The 25,130-nt window shown below is 47.1% G+C and carries 21 protein-coding genes and 3 pseudogenes; 13 read left to right on the top strand and 11 right to left on the bottom strand.

The features are described from left to right. The first annotated feature begins 113 nt into the window (after window positions 1-113). The 5 genes from ATN88_RS18990 (at window position 114) to ATN88_RS19015 (ending at window position 2,940) form a co-directional block, all read left to right on the top strand. Complete coding sequence (locus ATN88_RS18990; protein WP_067419231.1) at window positions 114-803, top strand: DUF3334 family protein; 690 nt, start codon at window positions 114-116, stop codon at window positions 801-803. Between the two features lie 124 nt (window positions 804-927). Continuing rightward, window positions 928-1,386 (top strand): hypothetical protein, encoded by a 459-nt coding sequence (locus ATN88_RS18995; protein ID WP_067419232.1) that lies wholly within the window; start codon window positions 928-930, stop codon window positions 1,384-1,386. A 119-nt stretch (window positions 1,387-1,505) separates the two neighbouring features. Beyond that, on the top strand, window positions 1,506-1,904 hold the full coding sequence (locus ATN88_RS19000) for a hypothetical protein (RefSeq protein WP_067419233.1): 399 nt from the start codon (window positions 1,506-1,508) through the stop codon (window positions 1,902-1,904). Window positions 1,905-2,124: 220 nt separating this feature from the next. Continuing rightward, window positions 2,125-2,625 carry a superoxide dismutase, Ni gene (gene sodN, locus ATN88_RS19010; RefSeq protein ID WP_067419235.1) on the top strand — a complete coding sequence of 167 codons (501 nt, stop codon included), beginning with the start codon at window positions 2,125-2,127 and terminating at the stop codon, window positions 2,623-2,625. Between the two features lie 39 nt (window positions 2,626-2,664). Further along, window positions 2,665-2,940 (top strand): hypothetical protein, encoded by a 276-nt coding sequence (locus tag ATN88_RS19015; protein WP_157490769.1) that lies wholly within the window; start codon window positions 2,665-2,667, stop codon window positions 2,938-2,940. 37 nt (window positions 2,941-2,977) lie between these two features. Here ATN88_RS19015 and ATN88_RS19020 read toward each other — a convergent pair whose 3' ends face one another. From ATN88_RS19020 to ATN88_RS19045, 6 genes and pseudogenes are all read right to left on the bottom strand, one after another. Further along, on the bottom strand, window positions 2,978-3,214 hold the full coding sequence (locus ATN88_RS19020) for a putative periplasmic lipoprotein (protein WP_067419237.1): 237 nt from the start codon (window positions 3,212-3,214) through the stop codon (window positions 2,978-2,980). Between the two features lie 13 nt (window positions 3,215-3,227). Next, window positions 3,228-3,548 (bottom strand): hypothetical protein, encoded by a 321-nt coding sequence (locus ATN88_RS19025; RefSeq protein ID WP_067419238.1) that lies wholly within the window; start codon window positions 3,546-3,548, stop codon window positions 3,228-3,230. 130 nt (window positions 3,549-3,678) lie between these two features. After that, window positions 3,679-4,551: an aldo/keto reductase gene (locus ATN88_RS19030; RefSeq protein ID WP_067419239.1), complete on the bottom strand. Its 873-nt coding sequence runs from the start codon at window positions 4,549-4,551 to the stop codon at window positions 3,679-3,681. A 201-nt stretch (window positions 4,552-4,752) separates the two neighbouring features. Next, entirely contained in the window at window positions 4,753-5,871 is a 1,119-nt protein-coding gene (locus ATN88_RS19035; RefSeq protein ID WP_083539535.1) for a lipocalin-like domain-containing protein, read from the bottom strand. Further along, window positions 5,871-8,329 (bottom strand): annotated as a pseudogene (locus tag ATN88_RS19040) (FtsX-like permease family protein). The gene ATN88_RS19035 and the pseudogene ATN88_RS19040 overlap by 1 nt, the downstream one beginning before the upstream one ends. Beyond that, a complete protein-coding gene (locus tag ATN88_RS19045) occupies window positions 8,310-8,981 on the bottom strand; it encodes an ABC transporter ATP-binding protein (protein WP_067419311.1) in 672 nt (223 codons plus the stop codon). The pseudogene ATN88_RS19040 and the gene ATN88_RS19045 overlap by 20 nt, the downstream one beginning before the upstream one ends. A gap of 376 nt (window positions 8,982-9,357) precedes the next feature. Between ATN88_RS19045 and ATN88_RS19050 the strand changes: the two genes are divergently transcribed. Next, entirely contained in the window at window positions 9,358-10,845 is a 1,488-nt protein-coding gene (locus ATN88_RS19050) for a DUF2867 domain-containing protein (protein ID WP_067419240.1), read from the top strand. A gap of 24 nt (window positions 10,846-10,869) precedes the next feature. On the opposite strand, the pseudogene ATN88_RS19055 reads toward ATN88_RS19050, so the two are convergent. The 3 genes and pseudogenes from ATN88_RS19055 to rsuA form a co-directional block, all read right to left on the bottom strand. After that, a pseudogene (locus tag ATN88_RS19055) lies at window positions 10,870-11,522 on the bottom strand (DUF2913 family protein). A 4-nt stretch (window positions 11,523-11,526) separates the two neighbouring features. Beyond that, window positions 11,527-12,726 (bottom strand): Bcr/CflA family multidrug efflux MFS transporter, encoded by a 1,200-nt coding sequence (locus ATN88_RS19060; protein ID WP_067419313.1) that lies wholly within the window; start codon window positions 12,724-12,726, stop codon window positions 11,527-11,529. Window positions 12,727-13,068: 342 nt separating this feature from the next. Then, window positions 13,069-13,779, bottom strand: coding sequence for a 16S rRNA pseudouridine(516) synthase RsuA (gene rsuA / locus ATN88_RS19065; protein ID WP_067419241.1), 711 nt, complete (start codon window positions 13,777-13,779; stop codon window positions 13,069-13,071). 331 nt (window positions 13,780-14,110) lie between these two features. Here rsuA and ATN88_RS19070 point away from each other — a divergent pair, with 331 nt between their 5' ends. From ATN88_RS19070 to rplY, 3 genes and pseudogenes are all read left to right on the top strand, one after another. Further along, on the top strand, window positions 14,111-14,578 hold the full coding sequence (locus ATN88_RS19070; RefSeq protein WP_067419242.1) for a GNAT family N-acetyltransferase: 468 nt from the start codon (window positions 14,111-14,113) through the stop codon (window positions 14,576-14,578). A gap of 63 nt (window positions 14,579-14,641) precedes the next feature. Beyond that, window positions 14,642-16,377: pseudogene (locus ATN88_RS28405) on the top strand (DEAD/DEAH box helicase). A 247-nt stretch (window positions 16,378-16,624) separates the two neighbouring features. Beyond that, complete coding sequence (gene rplY, locus ATN88_RS19080) at window positions 16,625-16,903, top strand: 50S ribosomal protein L25 (RefSeq protein ID WP_067419243.1); 279 nt, start codon at window positions 16,625-16,627, stop codon at window positions 16,901-16,903. Window positions 16,904-17,005: 102 nt separating this feature from the next. On the opposite strand, the gene ATN88_RS19085 is transcribed toward rplY, so the two are convergent. Next, complete coding sequence (locus ATN88_RS19085; protein ID WP_067419244.1) at window positions 17,006-17,275, bottom strand: DUF1289 domain-containing protein; 270 nt, start codon at window positions 17,273-17,275, stop codon at window positions 17,006-17,008. 346 nt (window positions 17,276-17,621) lie between these two features. On the opposite strand from ATN88_RS19085, the gene ATN88_RS19090 reads away from it, so the two are divergent. Further along, window positions 17,622-17,933 carry a hypothetical protein gene (locus tag ATN88_RS19090; protein ID WP_067419245.1) on the top strand — a complete coding sequence of 104 codons (312 nt, stop codon included), beginning with the start codon at window positions 17,622-17,624 and terminating at the stop codon, window positions 17,931-17,933. 55 nt (window positions 17,934-17,988) lie between these two features. Here the strand turns inward: ATN88_RS19090 and ATN88_RS19095 are convergent, their stop codons facing one another. Further along, window positions 17,989-20,352, bottom strand: a complete 2,364-nt coding sequence (locus ATN88_RS19095; RefSeq protein WP_067419246.1) for a DNA polymerase II — start codon at window positions 20,350-20,352, stop codon at window positions 17,989-17,991. 150 nt (window positions 20,353-20,502) lie between these two features. Here ATN88_RS19095 and ATN88_RS19100 point away from each other — a divergent pair, with 150 nt between their 5' ends. The 3 genes from ATN88_RS19100 (at window position 20,503) to ATN88_RS19110 (ending at window position 24,853) form a co-directional block, all read left to right on the top strand. Beyond that, on the top strand, window positions 20,503-21,237 hold the full coding sequence (locus ATN88_RS19100) for a winged helix-turn-helix domain-containing protein (protein ID WP_067419247.1): 735 nt from the start codon (window positions 20,503-20,505) through the stop codon (window positions 21,235-21,237). Between the two features lie 5 nt (window positions 21,238-21,242). Next, on the top strand, window positions 21,243-23,729 hold the full coding sequence (locus tag ATN88_RS19105; RefSeq protein WP_067419248.1) for a hybrid sensor histidine kinase/response regulator: 2,487 nt from the start codon (window positions 21,243-21,245) through the stop codon (window positions 23,727-23,729). 101 nt (window positions 23,730-23,830) lie between these two features. Then, window positions 23,831-24,853 (top strand): sugar ABC transporter substrate-binding protein, encoded by a 1,023-nt coding sequence (locus tag ATN88_RS19110; RefSeq protein WP_067419249.1) that lies wholly within the window; start codon window positions 23,831-23,833, stop codon window positions 24,851-24,853. The last annotated feature ends 277 nt before the right edge of the window (window positions 24,854-25,130 follow it).

Raw genomic sequence — 25,130 nt, forward strand, 5'->3', positions numbered from 1 at the left:
TTCGCTACATCTCACAAAGCCAATATATGTGCCGTCGTCATATTTCGGCAGTCTTTAAAATTTAGTGCCACACTTATACCGATGCGCTAATAACAAAGACAAGTGGAAGAACTATGAGAAAGACAAAGATCGTCACTTCAGAAGACATTTTGCTAAAGCTTTGCCAATCCGTGACTGCTGTCCTTTCAAAGGCCACGGACACGCAGGTCCACCATTCTGCAATGGTACAGAAGATAAGCAAAACCAGCCTAAAACCTGACTTCGGCTGTTTCGTTTTGTTTGACGGTGGCTTCTCAGGGTTAGTCGTGATTAATTTCGAAGCCAAAGCCGCTCTCGAGGTTTACCAAAAATACATGTCCCATATGGGAATACCACAAGAAGAACTCGCAACGCTTCACACCTCAGACGAAGTTGCCGATGTGTTAGGTGAGTTGATGAACCAAATCGTTGGTGACTTCACCGGCAAAGTTAAACGCTCACTGCAAACCAATATCACGCAGAACCAGCCCAAAATGATGGCGATTAATAAGAACATCAATGTGACTGTAGACAGCAACATTGAACGCCCTCAGGCAAGACGTGTGAGCTTCAGTACCGAAGACAACAACATCTTCTATCTTGAGCTCTCTATGGAGCGCACCGAGTTCATTCAGCTTGAAGAATTCGAAGAAGGTGACGAAGTGAATCCAGATGCAATTTTGGAAACCGAAATTGCCAAACAACTGGAAGGCAAAGAGAAAAAGCCGTCAAAAAAGTCATCCACTAAGGAGTCCACTTCTTTAACGGACGACTTGGGCATCTAACGCGACTACATATCCCTTCGGTTATTGGGCCAGCTCCGCACAGACACGCATTGTTGGCCCTCTTTCATCTTTCGGCATCAATACATTTCATTCTCTGTCCACATTTCTGACTTAGGAGCTTTCTATGGAACAAGTCTCGGATTGGTTGAATAACATCAATGCATGGTACGGCGATAAACACCGTGAATACGCTACGTTAGCATCATTGATAAACAAGCCACCCGCAGACCTGTTTTCTCCCCCTTACTCCCAAGACAAAAGTGATGCCTTGGCGTACTTCTTTGACGGGTGCTCTATGTTACACCGTCACGAAAAAGCACTTATTCATACTGATTCGGCCTATAGCTACTTACACTACGGCTATGCCAAGCTTCAACATCTTGCCACTCAGACCGACTCGGATCTCGATGTGCGCCGTTGGAGCATTAAACGCTTGGAGCGTGCGATTGTTACCATGATGGAGTTTTGTCAGGAGCAAAAGAGCGATGAATGGCTGAGAGAGAGTGAAACGCTTGTTGAGCTACATATTTCATTCATGCTTGCCCAATCCGACGTCAACATGAACAGAACGACTGTCTTGTAACGGGATAATACCCTCTCTGATTCCCCCCTAAACGTCACAAATTCTTGCTCTTGATACAGCATATCAAGAGCAATTTCGTTGTTTGCCTTTACTTTCTCATTCCATAAACGATAATGATAGTGATTATCATTATCGAGCCAAATATTGCTATGAATGATTGGATGCATTTACTCCGAACAGGAAACCAGTTTTTCTCTTCACTCGAGTATAACGAAGCCGAAGACAGTTACTTTGACGCACTGACACTTTTAAACAATCAACAGGAAAGTGTGTTTAGCCAAAAAGAGAAACTCTTTGGCTGGTTGGCTTGCCACCATAATCTCTCTGCCGTTTATAAGCTCGACAATCAACTTCAATTAGCACGCTTTCATCTCGAAACACCGTTAGAAGTGATAGAAGGCTACTTAAAAACAACCCCTCCTGAGGAATCGTTCTTTATTGAGCTGTTAAAGGCATATCAGACGGGACTCAACGAACTGTATCTTTTTGAAAAAGACATTTTGGAAACATCCGCCTAGTTGCTAAAGGAGAGCAGCCATATGGATATACGAATACTGACTTTTCTTTCTGTGTCGTTCTTTAGTGCCATTGCCTCCGCACACGGTGGCCATGATCACTCACATTGGTTGGCAGGTTTTGTTCATTTATTGTGGATAGCACCTTTGATTATTGGGGCTGTGCTTGTTGTTCTGGCGATTAACTATTTGGACAAGAGAACAAATTCAGGAGAGAAATAGTATGTTGCACTCACTCATAAAGCGCGTTGACCAGATTGTCAGCCTTGAGCGTGTCTCGGCCCACTGTGATATTCCCTGTAAGATCTATGATCCTATTCACGCACAAATCGCAACACTAACCATTATTAGAATGATGGATTTGATTGCTGATTTACCTGACAACAACCTCTCCATCAGTCAACAATCGACGCTTTGTCGTCTCGTTGAGCAGAAAGAAGAACACGGGAGAAAAGTGAAGGAAGAAATTCGTGTCATTTGGGGCGATTACTTCAAACAACCTCAGTTTGACCAGTTCCCTGAAATACACGCCCTAACCCATGAAATCATGTTGCTTGCATCAAAGGCAAAGCAGGAACTGAACCGAGATGATGCACTGGCATTGCTTGATAAGGTGAATCGTTTTGCGGAGATTTTCTGGACGACCAAAGGCGTGAAAGTCTATACGGCAGACTGCCCCTATCTCCCATCGTTGCCAACTGTGTATCCTGACCTCAAGCCCTAAATGCTTGGCATCAAAGTAATGCACGTCACCGGGGACTCTATGTCTCCGGGCATAAACAACTGTGATTATGTCGTCGCAGTCAGGGAGCCTGCATGGTGGCCGAAACGGCGATCGTCGATTTATCTTTTCAGCCATTGTGATTACGGCTGGATAGTTAAGAAGCTCAAAGGTCACTTGCCGAAAATCGGTGCAACGTTTGAAGGCAATCATGCTCGCAGTATCACGTCAGACGATATTGGCTTTATTCCCTCTGAAATACCGCTATATCGCGTTGTTTACGTTATTCGAAAGCCGATCGAAAAAGCGCATCAGTAGGCAAATACTGATGCGCTTTTAACACGTTTAAACAGGCTTACTTAGCGATATTAAAGAAAGATCCATCTTTACAGGTGAAGGTGTAGTACTTTTCACGCTCCATGTATTTCTCGAAGCCCTTTCCCTCACAATAAGTAGCATTCAAATCGGTTGAAATGTTAAGGCGGCTATCGACGACTCGCTGATCAGGATTTGGCATTGACTCAGCCGTTTCGATTGAGGAGCAACCTCCTAAAACAAGTGCTGCAGCAGCCATAGTTAGTATTTTTTTCATTTATCCTTTCTCTTTATAGAACGTAGTTAGAGCCATCATTGCAAGACAGCAAAATATCACCGTCTTTGCTTGATTGAAAATCGCGAATGCCTGTACTGGAGCAATAAATACGGTCCATTTCGACAACATTGTCGACCGTAATATCACCGCGAATAATGTAAGAACTGCCGTTATGACACATTATTCGAAGGCCATCTCCAGTATATGAAAAAGCTTTCGTACTATCACTGTGACAAAGTTTTATCGAGGTATCAATACGTTCGTCGACGGGATCTTTGGGTGAGGAGCACCCCGTCACGGCGATAGCCGCAAGAAGAGGAACTAGTGCTTTCATGGTAGGTACCTGTTTCTAATCACTAATGTCAGTTTCAACATAGCCACAAGGTAGCATATGCTTCTATCTTAGACTAAGAGTTTTCAAACTGTTTCATACAGTTCAGATACCACACCAGAATCGCGTTAAGTCACGAAAGAAGCAGTTTTAAATTGTGATTGAGTAAATCAGGTGTAGATGTCGCGGTGACTGGGGTTATCCCGTATTCATGAATATGCTTGAGAACCAGTGCTGACGTAGACGCCCCTTCTTCTCGCGCTTCCGCCTGTAAATCTTCCATCAAAATACAGTTGATCAGGTTATCGTATTCTTCAGGAAGTTCGTCCGGAGACTGCTCAAAGCATCCATCCATTAATGGGCTATATCCAATGATTTCTGTTTTGAACGGTAGGTGTTTTAACGCACCAAATAAGTGTTCATTCATGACAACCTGTGGGCCAAAGTCGGCATCAGAATTTGGCGTAATCAACGAGTAACGGTACTGAGCTTGGTCAAAAGGAACCAATCCATGCTCATTGATAACATCAACCAAAGCAAGCATGCGCTCTTCGGTATAATTTGAGATACCTAAGTGTTTCACCGTTCCCTCTTCGACCAAGGCACTCATTTCCTTCCACGTTTCAAGCAATGGCGTGTTCAGATCATCAACGTGGGCATAAAGCGTATCGATATAATCTGTCTGCAAGCGCGTCAAGCTTTCATCGACAGAGCGTCGGATGTTATCCCGCGACAAGCCATCAAGTTGTTGATAGGTAAATCCGTCTACGGAGCGTGCACCAATTTTGGTGATGATGTGTACCTTTGATCTTTCCTTCTCTTTGAGCCATTCACCAAGAAGCGATTCACTCTCGCCACCCTTGCCATCTGGATGCCAACACGCGTAGTTGTTTGCTGTGTCTAATCGCTCACCACCCAATTCCATGAAGCGGTTTAGCACGTCAAAGCTTCGCTCTTTATCAGTAAATGTTCCAAATTTTGCTGTGCCCAAAATAACAGGAAACATGAAAGTACCTCGGTGACTAGGTCGAAAGTAAAAATGGATGTGTTATGTTTTTGTAAATGCCACTTTTAACCATAGCCTTTGTCAGTGTATTGCTCAAAGAAACTCGTGGTAACCAAAGGAATTTATGGGGAAATTAAACAGATTCTCAGGTGTGAACTAAAAAAGCACCGAGGTGCCTTTTTTTACTGATGCTGGCGTGTATTAATAGCCAGTCGCTTCCATGAAGCCAGCTCCCTGCTTTGAGCCAGAGACGTCAACGGGTCCCTCCCAGTATGGGAAAGCAAAAGGTAACCAGTTTTGCTCATTGAGCGGAGTGGTCTCGATTGAAAGGTCATAATTTTTCAGTTTTAACTGCCAATGCGTCGGCACATAACGTCCGGAAGAGACCTTGGTGAATGAGACAGGTGTCATTTCAATTTCGTCGGACTCAAGTCTTTGCGTTTCACCAGCGGCACTGGTAATAGAACCAAAACGGTAAGGACCATTTTCGCTACGAACTTGCACCATCATGAGTGAGCCTCCGTCGTCGAACTGAAGCGCAAACCAGTCCCATCCTTTCTGATCATCGCTGAGTGCTTTTGTGCTCCACTCACGATCAATCCAGCCTTTGCCCTCAACCGCGACAGATTTACCATCAATGTTCAACGTACCCGACAACTCAACTGCTGGCACACTGAAGTAATACGATGCGACATTCTGCGTCGCATGTTTTTGGCTAAAACCCTTCTCACCTTGAAGCACTTCAGGCTGCGTCAGTTGCATATCCAGGTTGAAATAGAAGTCTTGCTCGCCCCCCATCAAGGTGGCAGGGAAAGGTGACTCGCTGGATGACGACCATTGCCAATCATCAATCCACACAGAAAACGGACTTGATGAAACGCCAGCCTGACCGATACCGCCACGCGCAAAGCGTTCGGATTTGTACGTCACGTCTTTGGTTGTTAGTACCGCATGTGCCATGTAGATATGCTGGTTGTTCCAGGCTTCGCCTTTCTTAGGCGATACAGCACTTCGGAACACTGTCCATTGAACACCGTACTCATTGCCTTCGCTATCTTTCAAGTTGGCAGTGACATACCACCATTCTTGACGATAGTTTTCATGCAAGCCGTAATCATCAGGAAAACGAATTTCATATCCGCGTTCTACATTGGCAAACCCCTTCTCGTTGTCTGCCAGTAGCATTTCGACAGCTCCACGCTCAGGTGGCGTACTTTTAAATAAGACGCTGCCAAAGAAAGCGATAACACATAGAACGATGACCGCGCTCCAACCTATAATGCGCAGAATAAGGGCGTTTTCTGGCTCTCTGCTTGTCATTATTGCGCCTCCCTGAGAGACAAAATGGCGGAGCGCTTGATGAGTCGCCAAACCGGCCAGCAGCCAGCAATCAACAATGACGCCAACGCGCCACCCAAGGTGACGAAATAGCTAAATGGGAAGTAAGACACCGTCATTGTCCAACCAAAGGAGTATTTCAGCACGATGTTCACCAATACTTCGGCAATGATCAGGCCTAACGGCAAAGCAAACAACGCAGAGAACAAACCAATCAACATGAGTTGTCCGCCACCTACAAACGCCAATTCTCTACCGGAAATACCCATGTAACGAAGTAAGGCATACTGACGTTGACGAGAAAGCTCGGTCGCCAATGTAGAGAAGAACAACCCACAAATAGCAATAATCAGTGTCAAGGTACACAAGGTATCCGTCACCAAGAATGTTCTATCAAAGATGCGCATGGCCATGGCTAAAATGTCGCGCTGGTTGCTGATTTGTGAATCTAATAGGCCGAATTGCTGTTTGAGATCATTCGCTAACACATCACCATCAGAACCGTCTTTGAGTTTTGCCGCGACGCCCACACGACCTTGGTCTTCAATCCAAGGAAGCAGTTCGGAGCGGTTGGAAACAATCACTTGGCCATGCGGATTACCGTAATCGAAATACACCCCTGCTACTGTCCACTGGTCAGTAAAGGGAGCAGGAAGTTGGATCACGTCGCCCGTTTCCACATCATATTCTAACGCCAGCGACTCACTCACTAAGAGAGACTGGTGTTGATGCAACATGTTCCAATAATCCGGCACGGTCACTTTCAGCGCGAGTGCTTCACGTTCTTCAGTGCTGCTACCAATGGTTTGAATTTCAACCACGCCGCGTGACGAATCGATTTCGTGTCGCCATTGAACAAGGTTTTGCTCTACATCTGGATGACCTTTCAGCCAGTCAGATAACGTCACAACCGTGGCTTTTTCTGGGCGAATGTAGACATCGGCGGCGAGACGCTGCTGCAGCCAATTTTCGGTAGTGTTGCGGAAGCTGCCTACCATGGTTTCCATACCAATGTTGGTGGCAATCGCCATCATAAACGCCATGGCGGCAATACCACGGTAAGTCAGACTGGCTGAAGCATCAGACATCAACCATCGCAATCTTGCCGATTTCACTTTGTCTGACACCAACAAGAACGACTTCCACATAAAGTAAGGCAACAGCAAACCGCCGCTGATCAAAATCAAAGCAATCAGTGTGAAGCCTTGAGCCTGGCTTTGCGGGGCACTGTAAACAAAGAAAGCCACAATGATGAGGAGGATCGCGATACCCGCTTGCCACTTAAACTCTTTGCCAGAAAAACGCACCAAAGACATGCGCTTGGACAAATGTGCTGGCGGCGTGGTGAGCAATCGATAGAGCGGCCAACCTGACGCTAAAATGAATCCGCACACACCCAACAAGAAGCTGTAGAAGCCCCATTCCCATTGCCATTTGAGCGTAAGGTCGATGTTTGCACCGTAGAGATCGCTCAGGGTAGTTGCGACTGTAGCATCAGTTTTTGCGCTAGGTTTAGGCCTGCAACATTACCGCCAATGAGGCCAAGGAATAGCCAAATCAACATTTCCAGTGACACAACCAGAGCAAGCGATTTACGCCCAACACCGAGTTCGCGCATGGTGCCAACCAAAGGCTGACGCTGCGCCATCGACAGAGAGATGGCTTGGTAGAAAATGAACAGGCCAACGACAAACGCGAGAAGCCCCATCGCAAACAAGTTCAGATGGAAAGCATGTGTCAGTGGGCCAAGTTGCGCCGATTCTGTGCGAGTCAACATCGCAGTCGGCTGAACAAATGCGCGCAGTGCATCCCTTTCCGCTTTCGACATCTCGCCACAATAGACTTGTTTGAACCCTTTGTGGTCTGAAAGCGAGCGGATAACCGACATATCACCGAATATACGGGTACCTGCACCAATGTGCCTTGCTTCCATCAGCTTGATCGGACCAATTGTCTGGCCGCTTTCAAGCTTGAGGTTCTGGCCTTCTTTCCAACCAAAGTGATTTGCTAATTCTTGACTAACCCAAAGCGACTCATAACCAAGTGAAAGTGGCTGTTGGTTTTTGATGGCATCCGGATTTGCGCGGTTGAAGGAGAACATGGCAACGGTATCAACACCCATCAGTTGGATGTCTTCGCCGTCTGCCGTTCGTGTGCGCAGAAAATCAATCGGCACACATTGCGCGAAACCCTCTCGTCTCAATGAGACATAAAGAGATTCAGGAATGCGTTTTCCGCGTTGTTGGTGTTGCAGTACGTAAGGGAAAGGATTGGTAAATAAATTGGCCCCTTTTTCGTAGCTGTCTTTCGCATGTTGGTTGATGGACATAACACCCACCAGCAACGCCACCCCCAAGGTCAGACCTAACCACACCAACAAAACCTGAAAAGGATGTCGGCGGTAATGTCCGAAAAGGGCTTTAGCTACGGGTACGTACATTGAGAACGCCCCCTTGCAAGGTCACACGATTACCTAAATGGTCAGCCACTTTCTCACTGTGCGTCACAATCAGTAATGCGCAATCCAGTGACTTGGTCAGTGATGTCAATAGACGCATCACGGCCTCAGCATTGCGCTCATCCAAGCTCCCGGTCGGTTCGTCCGCGAGTAAGATCTTTGGTTCCATATATAAAGCACGTGCAATCGCTGCACGCTGCTGTTGACCACCTGACACTTCTTCAGGGTAACGGCCAAGTAGCGGCATAAGATCTAACGCTGAGAGAATTTGACGCCATAAGCTATCGTCTTCAGGAAGGCCCTTTAGCTGGCGGCAGAATCGAATGTTATCGGCGATGGTCAAGGTTGGTAGCAGGTTAAATTGCTGGAAAACCATACCAATGTTGTGTCGGCGGTATCGTGTACGTTCGCGTTCGGAAAGGTCGTGAAGCGGTGTTTTATCAATCCAGATTTCACCGGAATCTGGGTTGTCCAATCCGCCAATGAGATTAAGCAGCGTACTTTTTCCTGAGCCACTTTCGCCCATCAAGGCCATTTGGTCATGCTTAGTTAAAGACAGTTCGGCACCTTGCAACACCGGGTGGAATTCCCCACCATCGAGATAACCTTTGCAAAGACCTACCAGCTCTAACATCATGTCCCCTTTCTGAATAATTTCCTTTGCTTACGTCATTTATACGCAAAAGATTGGTGATGCAATTTACCGCAATATTGGCTGTCAAGAAAGGGATTTGCACCAAGTACTCATTTTGACGAATGTTGACATAAGGTGGATTTGACCAATTCATCATACAAATATTCACACGCGCTTTGTGCAGTCACTCAGAATTAACAGATTCACCTTCATTTCAATGGTGTTACAGCACAAACACTTTCTTACGTGTTCCACACAATAACAATACGAGTTAACTGGCTTGAAGTGTCACATTTTCTGAGAAATGCACTTCAACTGCCTTGTAAACTGGATAAGATTTATTTTTAGTTTTTACCGTCCAAAAAGCGGATGCCTAATGAAAGACACAAAGCTTTCAATGCCTTCTCGAATCCTTGTTATTGGTGCCAATGGCTATGTTGGAAGCAATCTCGTTCCCGCTTTGTTGCGCGAAGGGCATTTCGTTACCGCAACAAGTCGCAGTCTCGCTCAACTAGAAAAACAAAACTGGCATGCGCACCCTAACGTTTCTCTTGTTCAACTCGACCTCGCTGAGGAATGCGCCGAGCTACTTGGAAAGACCCTTCTCGGCATCGACGTGGTTTACTATTTGGTACACGGGATGGCATCAGGGACTTCTTTTCATGATTATGAACTGGCCATTGCACGAAAAGTTTCAACCGCACTCTCTAAAAGTCAGGTTTCTCGTCTTGTATACCTAGGGGCGACTCAGCCCGATGGTGAATCGTCTTCCCATTTAAGCGCACGTAAAGCAACTGGCAACATTCTTAGGGAAAGCGGCGTTCAAGTTATCGAATTAAGAGCCGGCATTATCATTGGGTCAGGATCTGCTGCATTTGAGGTGATGCGGGATGTGGTGTCTCACATGCTAATCGTCGTAGTACCCAAGTGGGTTTCATCACAATCTTGCCCTATCGCGCTGGAGACCGTGATTCAGTATTTGCTTCGTTTAGTGACGTTGTCACTCGAAGCCTCGCCTATTTTAGAAATGAAGGGGCCTGAAGCGATAAGTTACGAGCAACAAATGCGGCGACTCGCTCGGCTTCTCAACAAACGCATCGCCATTTTTAAAGTGCCACTACTGACACCCAAGATGGCAGCATCGCTGCTCTCAGTGGTTACCTCTGTCCCCACATTTGTCGCTTCTGCATTGGTAGAAGGTCTATCTCACAACTTGGTCTCTGATAAGCCAGATATCTCTTCTCTCATCCCCTTACCCGCCATTAACTTTGAAGCTGCTGTTGAAGTAGCTCTTGCCAACGAGAGTGATGTCGTAAAAAGCGAGATTTGGGGATATGACCCTGATGCGATTGCGCGTTGGCACAAAAGTTATGGCTACTATCCCAAGCAAGCGGGCTTTACTGTAAAGACAAATGCGAGCGCAAGTGCACTCTGGAAAAACATACAAAAAGTCGGTGGCGAAGAAGGCTATTTCTTTGGTAACTGGTTATGGCAATTACGTGCTTATATGGATGCAGCAATTGGTGGTGAGGCGCTGAAAAAGCGTCGTCCTAACGCTGACACTCTGAGCGTTGGCGATTACATAGACAGTTGGAAAGTTATTCAGTGTGACAAACAGAAGCATTTATCACTGCTATTCGGAATGAAAGCTCCAGGGCTCGGACGCTTAGAGTTCTCGATTGAAGAACACGGTGATTTCAGAACACTCGATATTCAGGCTTGGTGGCACCCTGCGGGCTTTCCGGGGTTACTTTACTGGTTCGCCATGATGATTCCGCATCTTTTTATTTTCAGAGGCATGGCGTTCGCGCTTGCAAAAAAAAGCGGGGCGACAGAGATTTCTCCCTCGCCCCGCCCTCAATAATTGACAGCGAACGTTGCCCTAATTTTAAGGTTTAAGGCTTTGCGGCAAGGCCACCAAACGATCTGCTTGGTTGCTCGGCCACATCACGTATTCGCCGTGGTATTTCACGATCGACTTGTAATCAGTGACTTTGGTAAGCAGCATGCCCTTTTCCAGCACGGTTTCCAAAAACCAAGGCTCAGGGCCACGAACATACAGCTCAACGGTTTAACCAACTCGCCAGCCTCATTAAAGCACTTCGCCAATGCATTACTACAAACCGCAAAAGAATGCTGACCGTCCGAAATCACACGCACTTTACGATTGATTTCGTATTCGGTGTGGATCATCCAATCTTCGGCATTCAGCTTTTCAACAAGCTCATCAAACTGCGCACGGGTGATGGGTGAATGTGTATCACCTTCAGGATATACCGTGTGGTATACCTTCGCGATATGCAGCATCTGACCTTTGATGTTCGCGTTTTTACCAAGACTACGGCCGTTTTGTACCCAAGCAGTCATTTCTTTCGCAACGGTATTGCTGAAACGCTGCTTTTTCATCGCCTGCGCGACCCAGCGGCACAGGAACGACTCTTCACTCACTGGGTTGCTCTGAATTTTGCCCGAAGCTTTCGCTTCTTCTAGCTCAGCCAGCGCAGAATCTACCAGTGATTTAATATCTAGAATGTAACTCATGTTCTTATTTTTTCGCTAAACCCCAGTAAAACAGGGCAGATAGAATGGCACAAACAGCCATGGCACCTGTCATTGGCCATGCTGACTGAACCGGAATCGACGCGACTATACCACCAACTAATGTGCCTGTCCCAAATCGCATTGTTCCTGCCAGCGAAGAGGCTGTACCTGCAAGTTCAGGATAGCTGCTCAATACACACGCCATTGAGTTACTACCCACAATTGAGATAGTACCAACGAAGAACACAACCGGAATCACCGTGCCCCACAGACCAAGTTCGAACACCTGACCGACGATGAGGGCGATACCGGCCAACAGTTGAATTGTCAGGCCAATCTTCAGCATTTTTTCGCTGCCAAGCTTGCGTACAAACTTGCCGTTGAACGAGGTCATGAAGATCAAGCAGACCACGTTAAGACCAAACAGATAACCAAAGTTCTGAACGCTTACGCCATAGTAGTCGATGTAAACGAACGAGCCTGCAGTCAAAAATGAGAACATTCCTGCGAAGGAAAAGCCGGATGCAAAGATGTAACCCACTGACTTTCTGGTGCGAAGAATTTTCAGATAGTTTCGGAGTGTTGCACCGATTCTCAAAGGCGGACGACGGTCTACGGGCAAAGTTTCAGGGATCAAAGTGATGATCAAAATCGTCACCAGGACTGCAAAGCCTGCCAGCAACCAGAAAATAGAGCGCCAGCCAAACCACACAGCAAGATAACCACCAATCATTGGAGCTGCCAATGGTGCAACTGTCATAACAAGCGTGATGAACGACATGGTGCGGGCGAAATCCTCGCGGTCGAACATGTCACGTACCAAGGCTTGAATAACAACTGCTGCAGCGGCACCACAGAAGCCTTGTGCTGCACGCACATATGTCAGTGTGTCGATATCGGATGCCAAAGCACTCACAACGGCACCCACCAAGAACAACAAGGTACCGACGATCAGCACAGGTCGACGGCCATAGCTGTCTGAAATTGGTCCGTGAATAAGCTGTCCAATAGCAAAGCCGGCTGTGTACGCAGCGAGTGTGGTTTGCACCTGCCCTGGCGTCGCAACGAGATCTCGCGCTATCTCTGGCATTGCCGGTAAGTACATATCGATGGCAAGCGGAGTCAGTGCTGAAATAGCACCAAGCACAAGGATCAATAAGAATGTCAGCTGTTGCGCTGGCGGATTTATAGCATTCGTTGTCATGGACGCTTGGTAAGAAAAGGTGAAATAAGAAGTTGGCTTTGCCGACCGAAACGGGTCAGAGTTCACATAATAACACTTAGATTAATTCCCTTGAGGAAATAATGACTTTCTAGTTGGATACAAACGATTTTACCGCTAACCCTCAGATAGTTAGATAAAAACCGTGTTTGAAAACAACATTCTTAGCCCAACGTGTTCTCAGATGCACATCATCACACTCTTGAGCGACGGGACATAAAAAAGCACTGCATTTTGCATGCAGTGCTTTTGACGTTCATTGGACCCACGTTAGTGCTGAATCGAATCCCAGTTACCACAATGGATTCAAACGTGACGCTGAAATTATGATGCCTTTTTCGGCAAGAAAAGTGCGATCTCTTCTTCTGTTAGCGGACGGTATTCACCCGGCTCCAGTTCTTCATCAAGAACAAGTTCACCAACAGACTCACGATGCAAGCCAACCACTCTATTCCCAACAGCGGCAAACATACGTTTCACTTGATGGTACTTACCTTCGTGGATTGTCAGCAGCGCTTCTTTCTCATCAACTTTGACCATTTGTGCCGGCAAGGTTTCTTGCTTTTCACCGCGAAGCATTAGGCCTTCAGCAAACAAACCTTCTGTTTCTTCAGAAATCGCATCATCCAACCAAACACGGTACGTTTTGTCGCACTTATGTTTTGGTGAAGTGACACGGTGCGACCATTGACCATCGTCAGTCAGAAGCAACAAGCCAGTAGTATCGCAATCCAAACGACCTGCGATGTGCAGCTTCTCTGCACCCACTTCGTCGATAAGAATAAACACCGTTGGGTTATGCGGGTCGTCGTGCGAGCACACATAGCCTTCTGGCTTGTTCATCATGTAATAACGAGGGCCAGACAAACGCAGAGACACGCCGTCAAATTCAACATCTGCATCTTCTGCAATTTTGGTTGCGCCAGTTTTTACGATTTCACCGTCTACAGTGACGCGTTTTTCTTTCAGCAAGTAGCCTGCTTGTTTGCGTGTCACGCCAACGGTGTCACACAGAAATTTATCTAGCCTGATCATTAAAACTTATCCAGAAGGCAATTTAGCCGCGCAGTATATACCTAAATCTCTATGTCCGGCAGGCTCTAGAACAACATTTCTTTGCCCAGCGACCCTTCCAGCCTAAAAGAGACCGCAAATTTCTTTGAATTGCTAAGTAGCCTGTATCGGTCTTATCTTTTGGCAGGGTAAAATTGCACTTCACCGAGGTATGTTCAACACTAAGAGATTGTGAACTTAACATTTTCGTTACAGTCTAAATTCTGACATTAATCGAATGACTTATTTTGGTAGTTTGTTGATTCGTGTTTATAATCTCTAATCACATAACCTATTGATCAGGTAAGCATTTATGAATATTTCGCTGTTATCGCCGTCTGTAGACTCTATGTCGCGCCTTTTAGACCTCTCCAAACAGCTACACGATCATGAAGCTCTTTCTTTTGACGTTGAACACGTCACGACCGCGTTTAGTTTTCTGATTTCTCACCCAAATCACGGTGATGTTTTTTTAGTGGCGGTTGATCATGATGGCGAACAAGAGATCATTGGGTTTGTGGTGCTTTGCTATAGCTTTAGCGTCGATTTAGGCGGTCAAATAGCAGTGATTGACCAAATTTACCTGACGCCGGAATGGCGTAGACAAGGTGTTGGTTCGCACGTACTGCCAAATATCGAAGCGCATGCAACAGAAAAAGACTGTCATGCGGTTATCCTAGAAGTGAACATTGGTAACAGTGGCGCGCGAGAATTCTACGAGCAGTTCGATTACATGCCACGCCGTCAGCATTGCATCATGTCAAAACGCCTCACGCGCTAATCTGGCGTTTGTAGCGTCTCACCGTTAAACTGGGCAGCCTAATATGGCTGCCTTTTTAGTTTCATGTATACCCTTCGCCCATACCAAGCAGACGCCGTAAAAGCGGTCGTCCACTATTTCCGAAAAAACAGCTCTCCTGCGGTTGCTGTCCTGCCTACTGGTGCAGGTAAAAGCCTTGTTATCGCTGAATTGGCTAAGCTGGCTCGTGGCCGAGTGCTTGTACTTGCTCATGTAAAAGAACTGGTTGAGCAAAACCACGAGAAATATGAAGCTATGGCCTCAAAGGGGGGATTTTCTCTGCCGGGCTTGGGCGTAAAGAAAGTAGCGACAAGGTGGTCTTCGCGTCAGTGCAGTCTGTGGTGAGAAACCTAGATGCATTTAAAGATCAATTTTCGTTGCTCGTTATCGATGAATGTCATCGCGTTCCAGATAATGAAGACAGCAGCTATCGCAAAGTCATCACGCACCTTCAGGAAGTAAACCCTGGCATAAAGGTTCTCGGTTTAACCGCCACACCGTATCGCTTAGGTATGGGTTGGATTTATCAGTTCCATACCGCGGGTCGAGTGCGCAGCGAGAAGCCGCGCTTCTTCAAAGACTGTATCTTCGAACTTCCCATTCGCTTTCTACTCGACGAAGGCTTTCTCACCGAGGCAAAAATCCTTGATGCACCGGTATTAAGTTATGACTTCTCTAGCTTAAAGGCATCACCAACGGGTTTTTATAAAGAAGCAGACCTTGACCGTGTTATCGAAAACGCGCCAAGGGCAACGCCGCAAATCGTCACCCAAGTGCTAGATTACGCCAAAGATCGCCATGGTGTGATGGTGTTTGCCGCAACCGTTAAACATGCGCAGGAAATCCTCACTCTACTTCCACCAGAAGAGTCTGCTTTAGTTATTGGTGATACCGCGCAAGACGAGCGCGACAATATCATTCAAAGATTTAAACGACGCGAGATAAAGTACCTCGTAAACGTTTCTGTTTTAACGACAGGCTTTGATGCGCCGCACGTCGATTTAATCGCAATTCTTCGTCCAACAGAATCTGTCAGCCTCTACCAGCAAATCGCAGGACGCGGACTTCGATTATCGCCCGGTAAAACAGACTGTTTGATCCTGGATTACGCCGGTAATGTCTACGACTTGTATCAGCCTGAAATTGGCGACCCAAAACCAGACAGCGACAGTGAAATTGTCACCGTGCCCTGCCCGGCGTGCGGCTTTAACAATAACTTCTGGGGTAAATTGGACAGTAACGGTTTTCTTATTGAGCACTATGGCCGCCGTTGCCAAGGCTTCTTTGAAGATGATGACGGTGAACGTGAAATCTGTGGGTATCGCTTTCGCGCTAAATTCTGTAGCGAGTGCGGTGCTGATAACGACATTGCCGCGCGTCACTGCCATCAGTGCGATCATGCCTTGGTAGACCCAGACAAAAAGCTACGTGATGCTTTGAAGCTAAAAGACGCTTTAATCATGGCGTGTGCTGACATGCGTTTAGAGACAGGGAAAAACAAGTTTGATAAGCCGCAGCTAAAAGTAACGTACGTCGGTCATGATGGCGCAGAGATCCACGAAGTCTGGCCGCTTTCCACCAAACGTCAGAAACAAGAATTTTTGGCGAAGTTTATCAACCCGCACTTGATTGACCGCCACCGCCCTTTCACCGATACTGCGCCCTCGAAAGTAGAGCGCGCAGAACACCGTCTTCGCTTCCCTGATTTTGTGGTGGCGAGAAAAAATGGTCGATTTTGGGCAATCCGAGACAAGATCTTCGACCTCACACAATTCGCTTAGCAGCAAGAAGTGAACAACATGCTGTCGGACGTTGCGTGAGTCTAGCTGATTGAATTTAGAACATATTGGTTCAATCCCCTCCAGTTTGCCTAGAAAGGCGGCAAACAGGCATAAGAATCGATGTAAGTTCGCATTTTCACTTGTTATGCACTAGGTCGAGTGTTAATATCCGCGCTCGATTTACTTGGTACCTAGTTTGGTCGCAAATCTAGGTGCTTTATTCCAATCTCTATTAAGAGTATTTATTATGAAATTCGAAGCAGTAGTACGTACTGAGCAGGGTAAAGGTGCGAGCCGCCGCCTGCGTCACGCTGAGCAATTCCCAGCAGTTGTTTACGGTGGTGAAGCAGCTCCAGTTGCAATCGCTCTGGACCACAAAGCAGTAATCAACCAAATGGACAAGCCAGAATTCTACGAAGCGATTACTCTGGTAATCGACGGCGCGGAAGTTAAGGTTAAGCCTCAAGACATCCAACGTCACCCATTCAAGCCAAAAGTTCAGCACATGGACTTCATCCGCATCTAATTGCGTTTGAGCTTGAAAGAAAAAAGCACCCATTGGGTGCTTTTTTTGTCTCTAATTCTTCGTTTCGTTATCAAGCTGAAAAACCTGTCAGCTCTTCTTTCTTTACGATTCTTCATCACCAAATAAAGACTGCTGTGGATTGGCTTCTTCTGCACTGTTCTGGGCGGCTTCTTGAGCCAACTTCGCTCTCATCACTCGTTGGTAACGCTGTTTACACAACCTTACGACGTTACGCCGTTGCTCACTGGTAAAGTCATTCCAGTGAAATCTTTCTTCACGGCTTCTCAGACAGCCTTTACAGTAGCCTTTATTGTTCGCCTGACAGACCCCGATACAAGGGCTGGGCACAGTAAAAAAGTCTAATTGTTCCATGTGCAAACCTGCCTAGAGATCGTTACGGTTCGTTTCATTCAAGCGATTTTTTCGATGAAATGCAAACTTTGCCGCCAATTTCTTTATATAACAATATCTTGAGTATTTAGTCAAAAGCCTTGAATCTCAAGAAATCAGCAATAATAGCGATTTTTCCAACTAGGTGATTTCCCCTAGTTGCACAAAATATCATTGCGTTTAGTAGTCTAAGTTTGTTAGGTTAACAAAATAACCTGTTGGTTATACGCCAATTATCAGAACATAACCAAACATTGTTACCCCATATGATTAGTCGGTTTGGCTATGGATGATTGGTTTCAGGGAAGAACGTAATTTAGGAGGAATTATGTCATTTTTCGTTCCGTCGGCAGAGTCTCAGGATCAAGCTGAATCCATCTATTCCGCAATCGCTAAACATGTCGACGCACCTGTTTCTGACGCGCGCATTTCTACTCTGCAATGGGAACATGAAGGCAGAGAAGTGACTGCCCGCGTTGGTGAGAAGCTTCCTACGTGTTTTGGCTGTGACGACGAAGTTGTTCTCGCTATCTTCGACTGTGGCGACATTTTCAAAGTATGTACGCCAAACCGCGGCGCGGTGTGCTTTGACCCTGTTGTAGCATCACGTCCCTTTGTTTCTAAGGTCGACTTCTTCTAATTTGTCAGCAACTGACCTTAAGCAAAACGCCGACGATGATGTCGGCGTTTTCGTTTTAGAACAGGCCTAATTGCGGCATAGCAAGTTCATCAAAACGTTTTCCAATGAAGGGCAAAATGCCATCCGCAATCGGCTTGAGTTGTTTATCAACATAGTGCTGGTAGTCATAAGGGCTCTCTAACGCCTCTAGTGGCTCTGCACCATTGACCGTGATGACGTACTCAATCCATCCACCGTGTTGATACTGAAGGGAACGCCCCAACTTTTCATTGCGCAAATCTGCCTTACGCGCAGCTTTAACATGTGGCGGTACGTTCTTCTCGTAGTCAGAAAGCTTTCGTCTCAAGCGTTTACGGTATATAAGTTTATCATGATTGTGACCGTGTAACGTATCTTCAACCGTGTTCCGCACATATTCTTCAATGTCTTCGCCGTCGAACACACGTTGATAGAGTGTTTGTTGAAACTCCTGCGCGAGAGGTGTCCAGTCCGTCCGAACCGTCTCCAAGCCTTTGTAAACAATTCGGCGTTCACCATCTTTATCGACAAGCCCTGCATAACGTTTCTTGCTGCCCGTGTCTTGGCCACGGATCGTTGGCATCAGAAACTTCTGGTAATGGGTTTCATATTCAATTTCTAACGCCGATGAAATTTGATACTCGTCGGTAAGATGCTTCGTCCACCACGCGTTAATGTGCTCGACCAAGGCGTTACCGATCGCATCAGCATCGTCATTGCTATATTGCTTGCCCAAAGACACGAAGGTCGAATCTGTATCGCCATAGATAACTTCGTATCCCTGCGCTTCAATCAGTTCACGCGTCATTTTCATGATTTCATGCCCACGCATCGTGATTGAAGATGCCAGCCGATGATCGAAGAAACGACAGCCCGATGAACCAAGCACGCCATAGAACGAGTTCATGATGATTTTTATCGCTTGCGAGAACGCTTTTTCACCCTGACGTTTCGCTTCGTCCCTCGCCTGCCAGAGGTTTTCAATCAAGGACGGCAAGAAATGCTTTTCTCGGTGGAAAATACCGCCTCGAAAACCCGGTACTGTTTCAGACTCATCGGGAGTGTGTAAACCTTCGATAAGACCAAGTGGGTCTATCAAGAAGGTGCGAATAATAGACGGATACAGCGATTTAAAGTCCAACACCAGCACGGAGTCATACAATCCCGGCTTGCTGTCCATTACATAGCCACCAGGACTCGCAATCCAGTTTTCGCTCGCCAACGTCGGGGCAACGAAACCCGCCCGATGAAGCCTTGGCAAATAGAGGTTTGTAAAGGCCGCCACTGAGCCGCCAATCCGGTCTAGCTCGATCCCCGTCAATCGGCTACGTTGGATCAGATATTCCATCAAATGGGTTTCTTGGAATATGCGATTAACCAAAACACAATCTTGAAGGTTGTAGGTCGCGAGCGCGACCTTGTCCTCTCGGAACATACGATTGATTGAATCCATTCTGTCGTATGGATTGTCTATAGCCTTGCCCTCTCCAAACATGTTTTGAGAGACAGACTCCAATGACCAAGAGCGAAAGCTGTATGTGGCGGATTTAAGGCCATCGATTCCATCAATGACCACGCGACCAGGAAGCGTGATAAAACCTTGGCGACTGTTGCTGGAATCACGCCAATGGGCTTTTTCGTTTCCTCGTCCTAATCGCAAATCAATTTGATTAAACGCCGCACGTTTAACGAGCAACCTGAAGTCAAAGTCGACAACGCTCCAGCCCACCACGACATCAGGATCATAGGCTTCAAACCAGCTATTGAGCCCTTTCAGCAACTCCAACTCGTTTGGCACCCAGTCTATCCAAGGCGTTTCATCTGCGTTGGCAGGCGTGTCGCCAACCATGATCACTCGGCTGTCCACGTCACTGTCTAAACCGATTGAATACAACACGCCTTTTTCAGAGCATTCGATGTCCAGTGACACACGTGACAGCAAGGTAGTGTAATCCGACGCTTTGGCTTTCACGTTGCGATATTCAATGTAGCCTTTGCGCTGAACGGCTTCGCCAGCGAACGTTAATCCCCCGCAAATAAACCGCTCCATAAGATAGCGGTCTGCGAGGCGCACGTCAGATTCCAACGCATCAATTCCTTCCACCAGCAACTCTCGTGCCGCTCGGGTAGACGCTGAAATCGTCGAGAAATAGAAACCTGCGACAGGTTTGTAATCGAAGTTCTTTAAGGTGAGTGTCTTTTGCGTAAAAGAAATAGCGGCGTTAGTCAGAAGGCGTTCTGCTTCTGAAGCAGAATCTTGCGCGACAAAGAAAACGGGCTTTTCACCATGAACCAACAATTTTGCTGGCCCTGAAGGCGTTTGAACCCAAAATACAAGCTCAGTGCGGTCGCCAATGTCTCGGCTGTGTCGACTGATTAAAAAGCCATCTTGATATTGCAATGTCGCCTCAACGCAGATTATTACCCTCGAAGTATACCTGAAAGCCTACTTTACTTCTTTCAACATATTGCTGAGATCGCGCTTTTTACGCCCACTCAGGCGAATACACGAACCCTTGCTACACTCGAAACATGTTTGTTAGGAGTAGTTATGAACAATCATGTCTCGCATATCGTTGTTGTCGATGATGAGGAGGACATCCGTGATGTGCTCGCTGATGCGCTTCAGCAGCTCGGTCACAAAGTCACGAAAGCTGGAAACAGTATTGAACTATTTGCCGCCGAAAAGCCCGATCTCGCTGTTATTGATTTACGCTTAAACAACGAAGATGGACTGACCCTCGCCAAATCATTGCGAGAACAAAGTGACATTCCCATCATGATGCTGACGGGGAAAGGTGATGAAACGGACATCATCATAGGTTTGGAAGTCGCCGCGGACGACTACATGCTCAAACCGTTTAATCTCCGAGAGTTTACCGCAAGGGTCAACGCCTTACTCCGACGCAGTAACAGCAATGCCGCCCAACCAGCACCGATAGCCAGTCACGAAACCCTTTATCAGTTTGCAGACTGGACCTTAAACCTCTCGCAACGCACTGTCGTTCGCGCTGATGGCAGCCAACCCACACTCACTCACGGCGAGTTTTCGTTGCTTGAAGCCCTTGTCACTTCACCACAGCGCGTTCTGTCCCGAGAGCAATTGATGGAGAAGACCCACGGATACGGTTCAGACTCCCAAGATCGCACCATAGATGTGTTAGTGGTACGTCTTCGCCGCAAAATCGAGGAGAACCCGAGAATACCCAGACTTATTAAAACGGAACGAGGCATTGGTTATCGTTTTAACACGTCAGTCACCAAACACACCAAACCCGCGAGTTAGCCGGTATGCACACACAGAGCATTCGCCCTCGGCTGATGATGACGCTATCGGCACTTTTGTTGCTGACATCGCTAATGGCAGCCATCTCGCTCTATACACTGTGGCAAAACCAGCACCTTCTGGAAGACGTGACAACCTCTACCTTGGCCGACACACAAACCTCGCTGATATTGTCAGAAAACGTCGCCCAAATTGCCGCTGTTGCGCCCTATATCGCCACCTCCGCACGCCCTTTTCAAGTCCAAAAAGAAAAAGCAAAGTTAACCGCTCGCATAGACACATTGGTTGAACATGCCGCAGAGCTTTCAGACCCGCGCTACGCAGCTGAATTATCACAGCGCGTGGATAAGGTATCGGAATTGCTGGCACAACTGATGGGCAACGTAGAACGCGAGCTATATATCCGCGAGGACTTGCTGGCGCAGCAATTTAATCTTGAACCGTTACAGCGCTATCGTTTTGGACGCGCCTTTATTGCCGCCTATTCGCAAAACCCAACCTACATTTCTCAAGGCTGGATTGATAACGTCTCCACCCTTTTCGTCGAACGCTCAGACACCACACATGAGCGGCACATGGTGATGCCAGTGTTTGCCTCGTTGAGCCGCGGACTAACACATGTGAATGAACTTCGAAATGAAAACGCCTTCTTGCTTGCATCTATTCGTGCGCAATCAGACCGCATGGCCGAATACGTAAACACCATAGTCAGTGACCATCGCGAATCAGTAAGCCTGCAACAAACACTCGCCAAGCAAGCCATTACGCACGCTACGTTAGTGATGGCGGGCATATTGATTTCACTCATGGCCGGCGTTTTCTATCTCTTTCTTTTTAACAACAAGATGGCGACCGACCTTGAAGCCGTCACCGATGAGATGCTGAATCTCGCAAAAGGTGACACCGCCATCACCCCAGTCAAATTAAACAGACAGGATGAAATAGGCCAGCTCGCAAACGCATTCAGTGCATTTCAACGAAACGCGATTGATAAAGTCCACGCCACTCAAGCCCTTTATCGTCAAAAGACGCTGCTCGAAACCCTGTTTAATGAAATGCAGGATGGGTTAAGCGCCTACGATGCCAATACCAAGCTTCTCGCGTGGAACAGCAGCTATGCCGCTCTTCTAGGGATTGATGAATCAAAACTCTATGTCGGTATGCCCATCACCTCCGTTCAAGCTCTCTTGCCGAAAACCCTCAGCACTACCGAGGATCCAACGCTTGCCATTGAGCGCCAATCCAAGCCTCTTAGCTTCGAACGCCAATTCATTGATGGCAGAATCGTTGAATATCGCAGCCAGCCCATTCCTTCAGGCGGATTTATCACGCTTTATCGCGATCTCACGGAGAAACGACAGCTCGATTTACAGCTTCGACATGCGCAAAAAATGGAAACGCTGGGACAGCTTACAGGCGGCATTGCCCATGACTTCAATAACCTGTTATCGGCCTTAAGCGGAAATCTGGAATTGTTGTCATTGAGCGCACCGCTCTCTGACCAAAACCGCGTCTATCTTAATCGCGCACTGACCGTGACAGAAAAAGGCAGCCAATTGATTGAACGCCTATTGGCGTTTAGCCGTCGCAAACCACTGCACCCTGAGGCGGTGGACCTCGAAGACACCCTGCTGGAGCTTCAAGATCTTCTCGACTACACGCTAGAAGGAGCAAGCCTGCTTTCAATGGATTTGGACAAAAAGAACCATACAATTTTTGTCGACAAGAGCGGTTTAGAAAGCGCGCTGATGAACCTTTTGATTAATGCCAATGCGGCCATGCCTGAAGGGGGCACCGTGAAGATCTCAACACATTCCTGTACCTTGATTGATTCGGGTAAAGCAGGCGTAGTCATTGATGTCAGTGACACGGGAGTTGGCATTCCTGAGCATCTTTTGAGCAAAGTGATGGAACCCTTCTTTACCACAAAAGATAAAGGTCAAGGCAGTGGGCTGGGCTTGAGCATGGTGTATGGTTTTGTTGAGCAGTCTCAAGGACATATTGACGTGCAATCCAAGCTCAACAAAGGAACACAGTTCACCCTCATCATGCCAATTGCTGATAGTGACAGCCCAAATACTTCTCGCTCAGACAGTGCCTCAGGCGAAGATATCGCAAGTTTGGCGGGTATGACTGTACTGTTGGTAGAAGATGATGAAAATGTCGCAAGCCCGCTTATCGACTTGATGAAGCTCCATAATATCAAAGTGAACGACGTTAAAACGGCGGAAGATGCCATCAAATATTGTGACAGCGTCACACCTGACGTCGTTATCAGCGACATCAACTTAGGTGATGGCATGACAGGCACAGACTTGAAAAAAGCACTCATGGTGTCCCACCCAACATTGCCCATTCTCCTCATGTCAGGATTGCCCAAATCTGACCTTATTGCGCATTATGGCTTTGAACCTGACTGGGTATTGATCACAAAACCCATTATTCATCATCAACTGTTAAAAATTCTTTCAGACCAAAACTCAAAGAGATAGCGCGATTGTTTCAATTGTGAATGGAAAATCTCGTCAGTTGAAACCTTCCATTCGCAAATGTCTGCCACGGTTTTGTTACCGACACCTCAAGGAGAGCTGGTATGAAAAACCTTGTAAAGAAATCCCTTTTGGCCGCGATGATTGCCGCCCTACCTCTTGCACAGGCTTCCGCAGAAGAAGTGCTGATTGGCCTTATCACTAAAACCAACACCAACCCTTTCTTTGTAAAAATGAAAGAAGGTGCGCAGCAGCAAGCTGATGCCATGGGTGCGAAGCTGAGTTCGTTTGCAGGCCGATTTGACGGGGATACAGATTCACAAGTTCAGGCGATTGAAAATCTGGTTGCAGCGGGTGCAACTGGTATTCTCATCACACCGAGCGATCCTGAGGCCCTTGCTCCGGCCGTGAAACGCGCTCGAGATGCAGGTGTATTGGTCATCGCGCTGGATACGCCGTTCTCTCCTGCCAATGTCGCCGACGCCACGTTTGCTACTGACAATTTTAAAGCCGGCGAACTGATTGGTGAGTGGGCGAAAGCCAAAATGGGTGACGATGCGAAAAACGCCAAGATTGCCCTGTTGGATTTAAGCACAGCAAATGTAACAGTTGATGTCGCGCGCGATCAGGGCTTTTTGACGGGTTTTGGCATTGATACAGGTAATCCAGACATCAATCGAGATGAAGATGATCCTCGCATTGTCGGTAACGATGTTACCCAAGGCTCTGAAGAAGGCGGCCGCAGAGCCATGGAAAACCTGCTTCAAAAAGATCCGACTATCAATCTCGTCTACACCATCAACGAACCCGCGGCAGCAGGCGCGTATGAAGCTCTGAAAGCCGTAGGCAGAGAGGATGATGTCATCATTGTGTCTGTTGATGGCGGTTGTCCTGGCGTGGATAACGTAGGGGCTGGTGTGATTGGTGCAACGTCCATGCAATTCCCACTGCGTATGGCATCACTGGGCGTTGCTGCAGTTGTTGAATACGCCAAATCTGGCGTTAAGCCAGGTGCAACACCGGGCAAAGCCTTTTACGACACAGGCGTTGAGCTGATTACTGACGAACCAGTATCAGGTGTTAGCTCTACCGACTCCAAAGAAGCCAAGTCTAAGTGCTGGGGTTAAACCCAATACCTTGAGGGGAGGGTTCGCCCTCCTCTATCAAACCTTTCAGTTATAACGGCGTTTGCAGGAGCACTTAATGTCGTCACCTTCTAAGCCTCAGAGCCTGATAAGAACCGACTCGCTGGCGACGAGATCAAAGGCTATTCGTTTTCAGTTGGACAACGTATCCAACTCTATTTGCATAACCACCCGACTGCTGCTCCCTTCCTCGTGTTGGTGATGGCTGTTGTGGTCTTTTCTACCTTGTTGGCGATAGATTCTTCCATCCATTTAATCT

Origin of the sequence: Enterovibrio coralii, assembly GCF_001559595.1 — a bacterium.
Lineage (GTDB): Bacteria > Pseudomonadota > Gammaproteobacteria > Enterobacterales > Vibrionaceae > Enterovibrio > Enterovibrio coralii.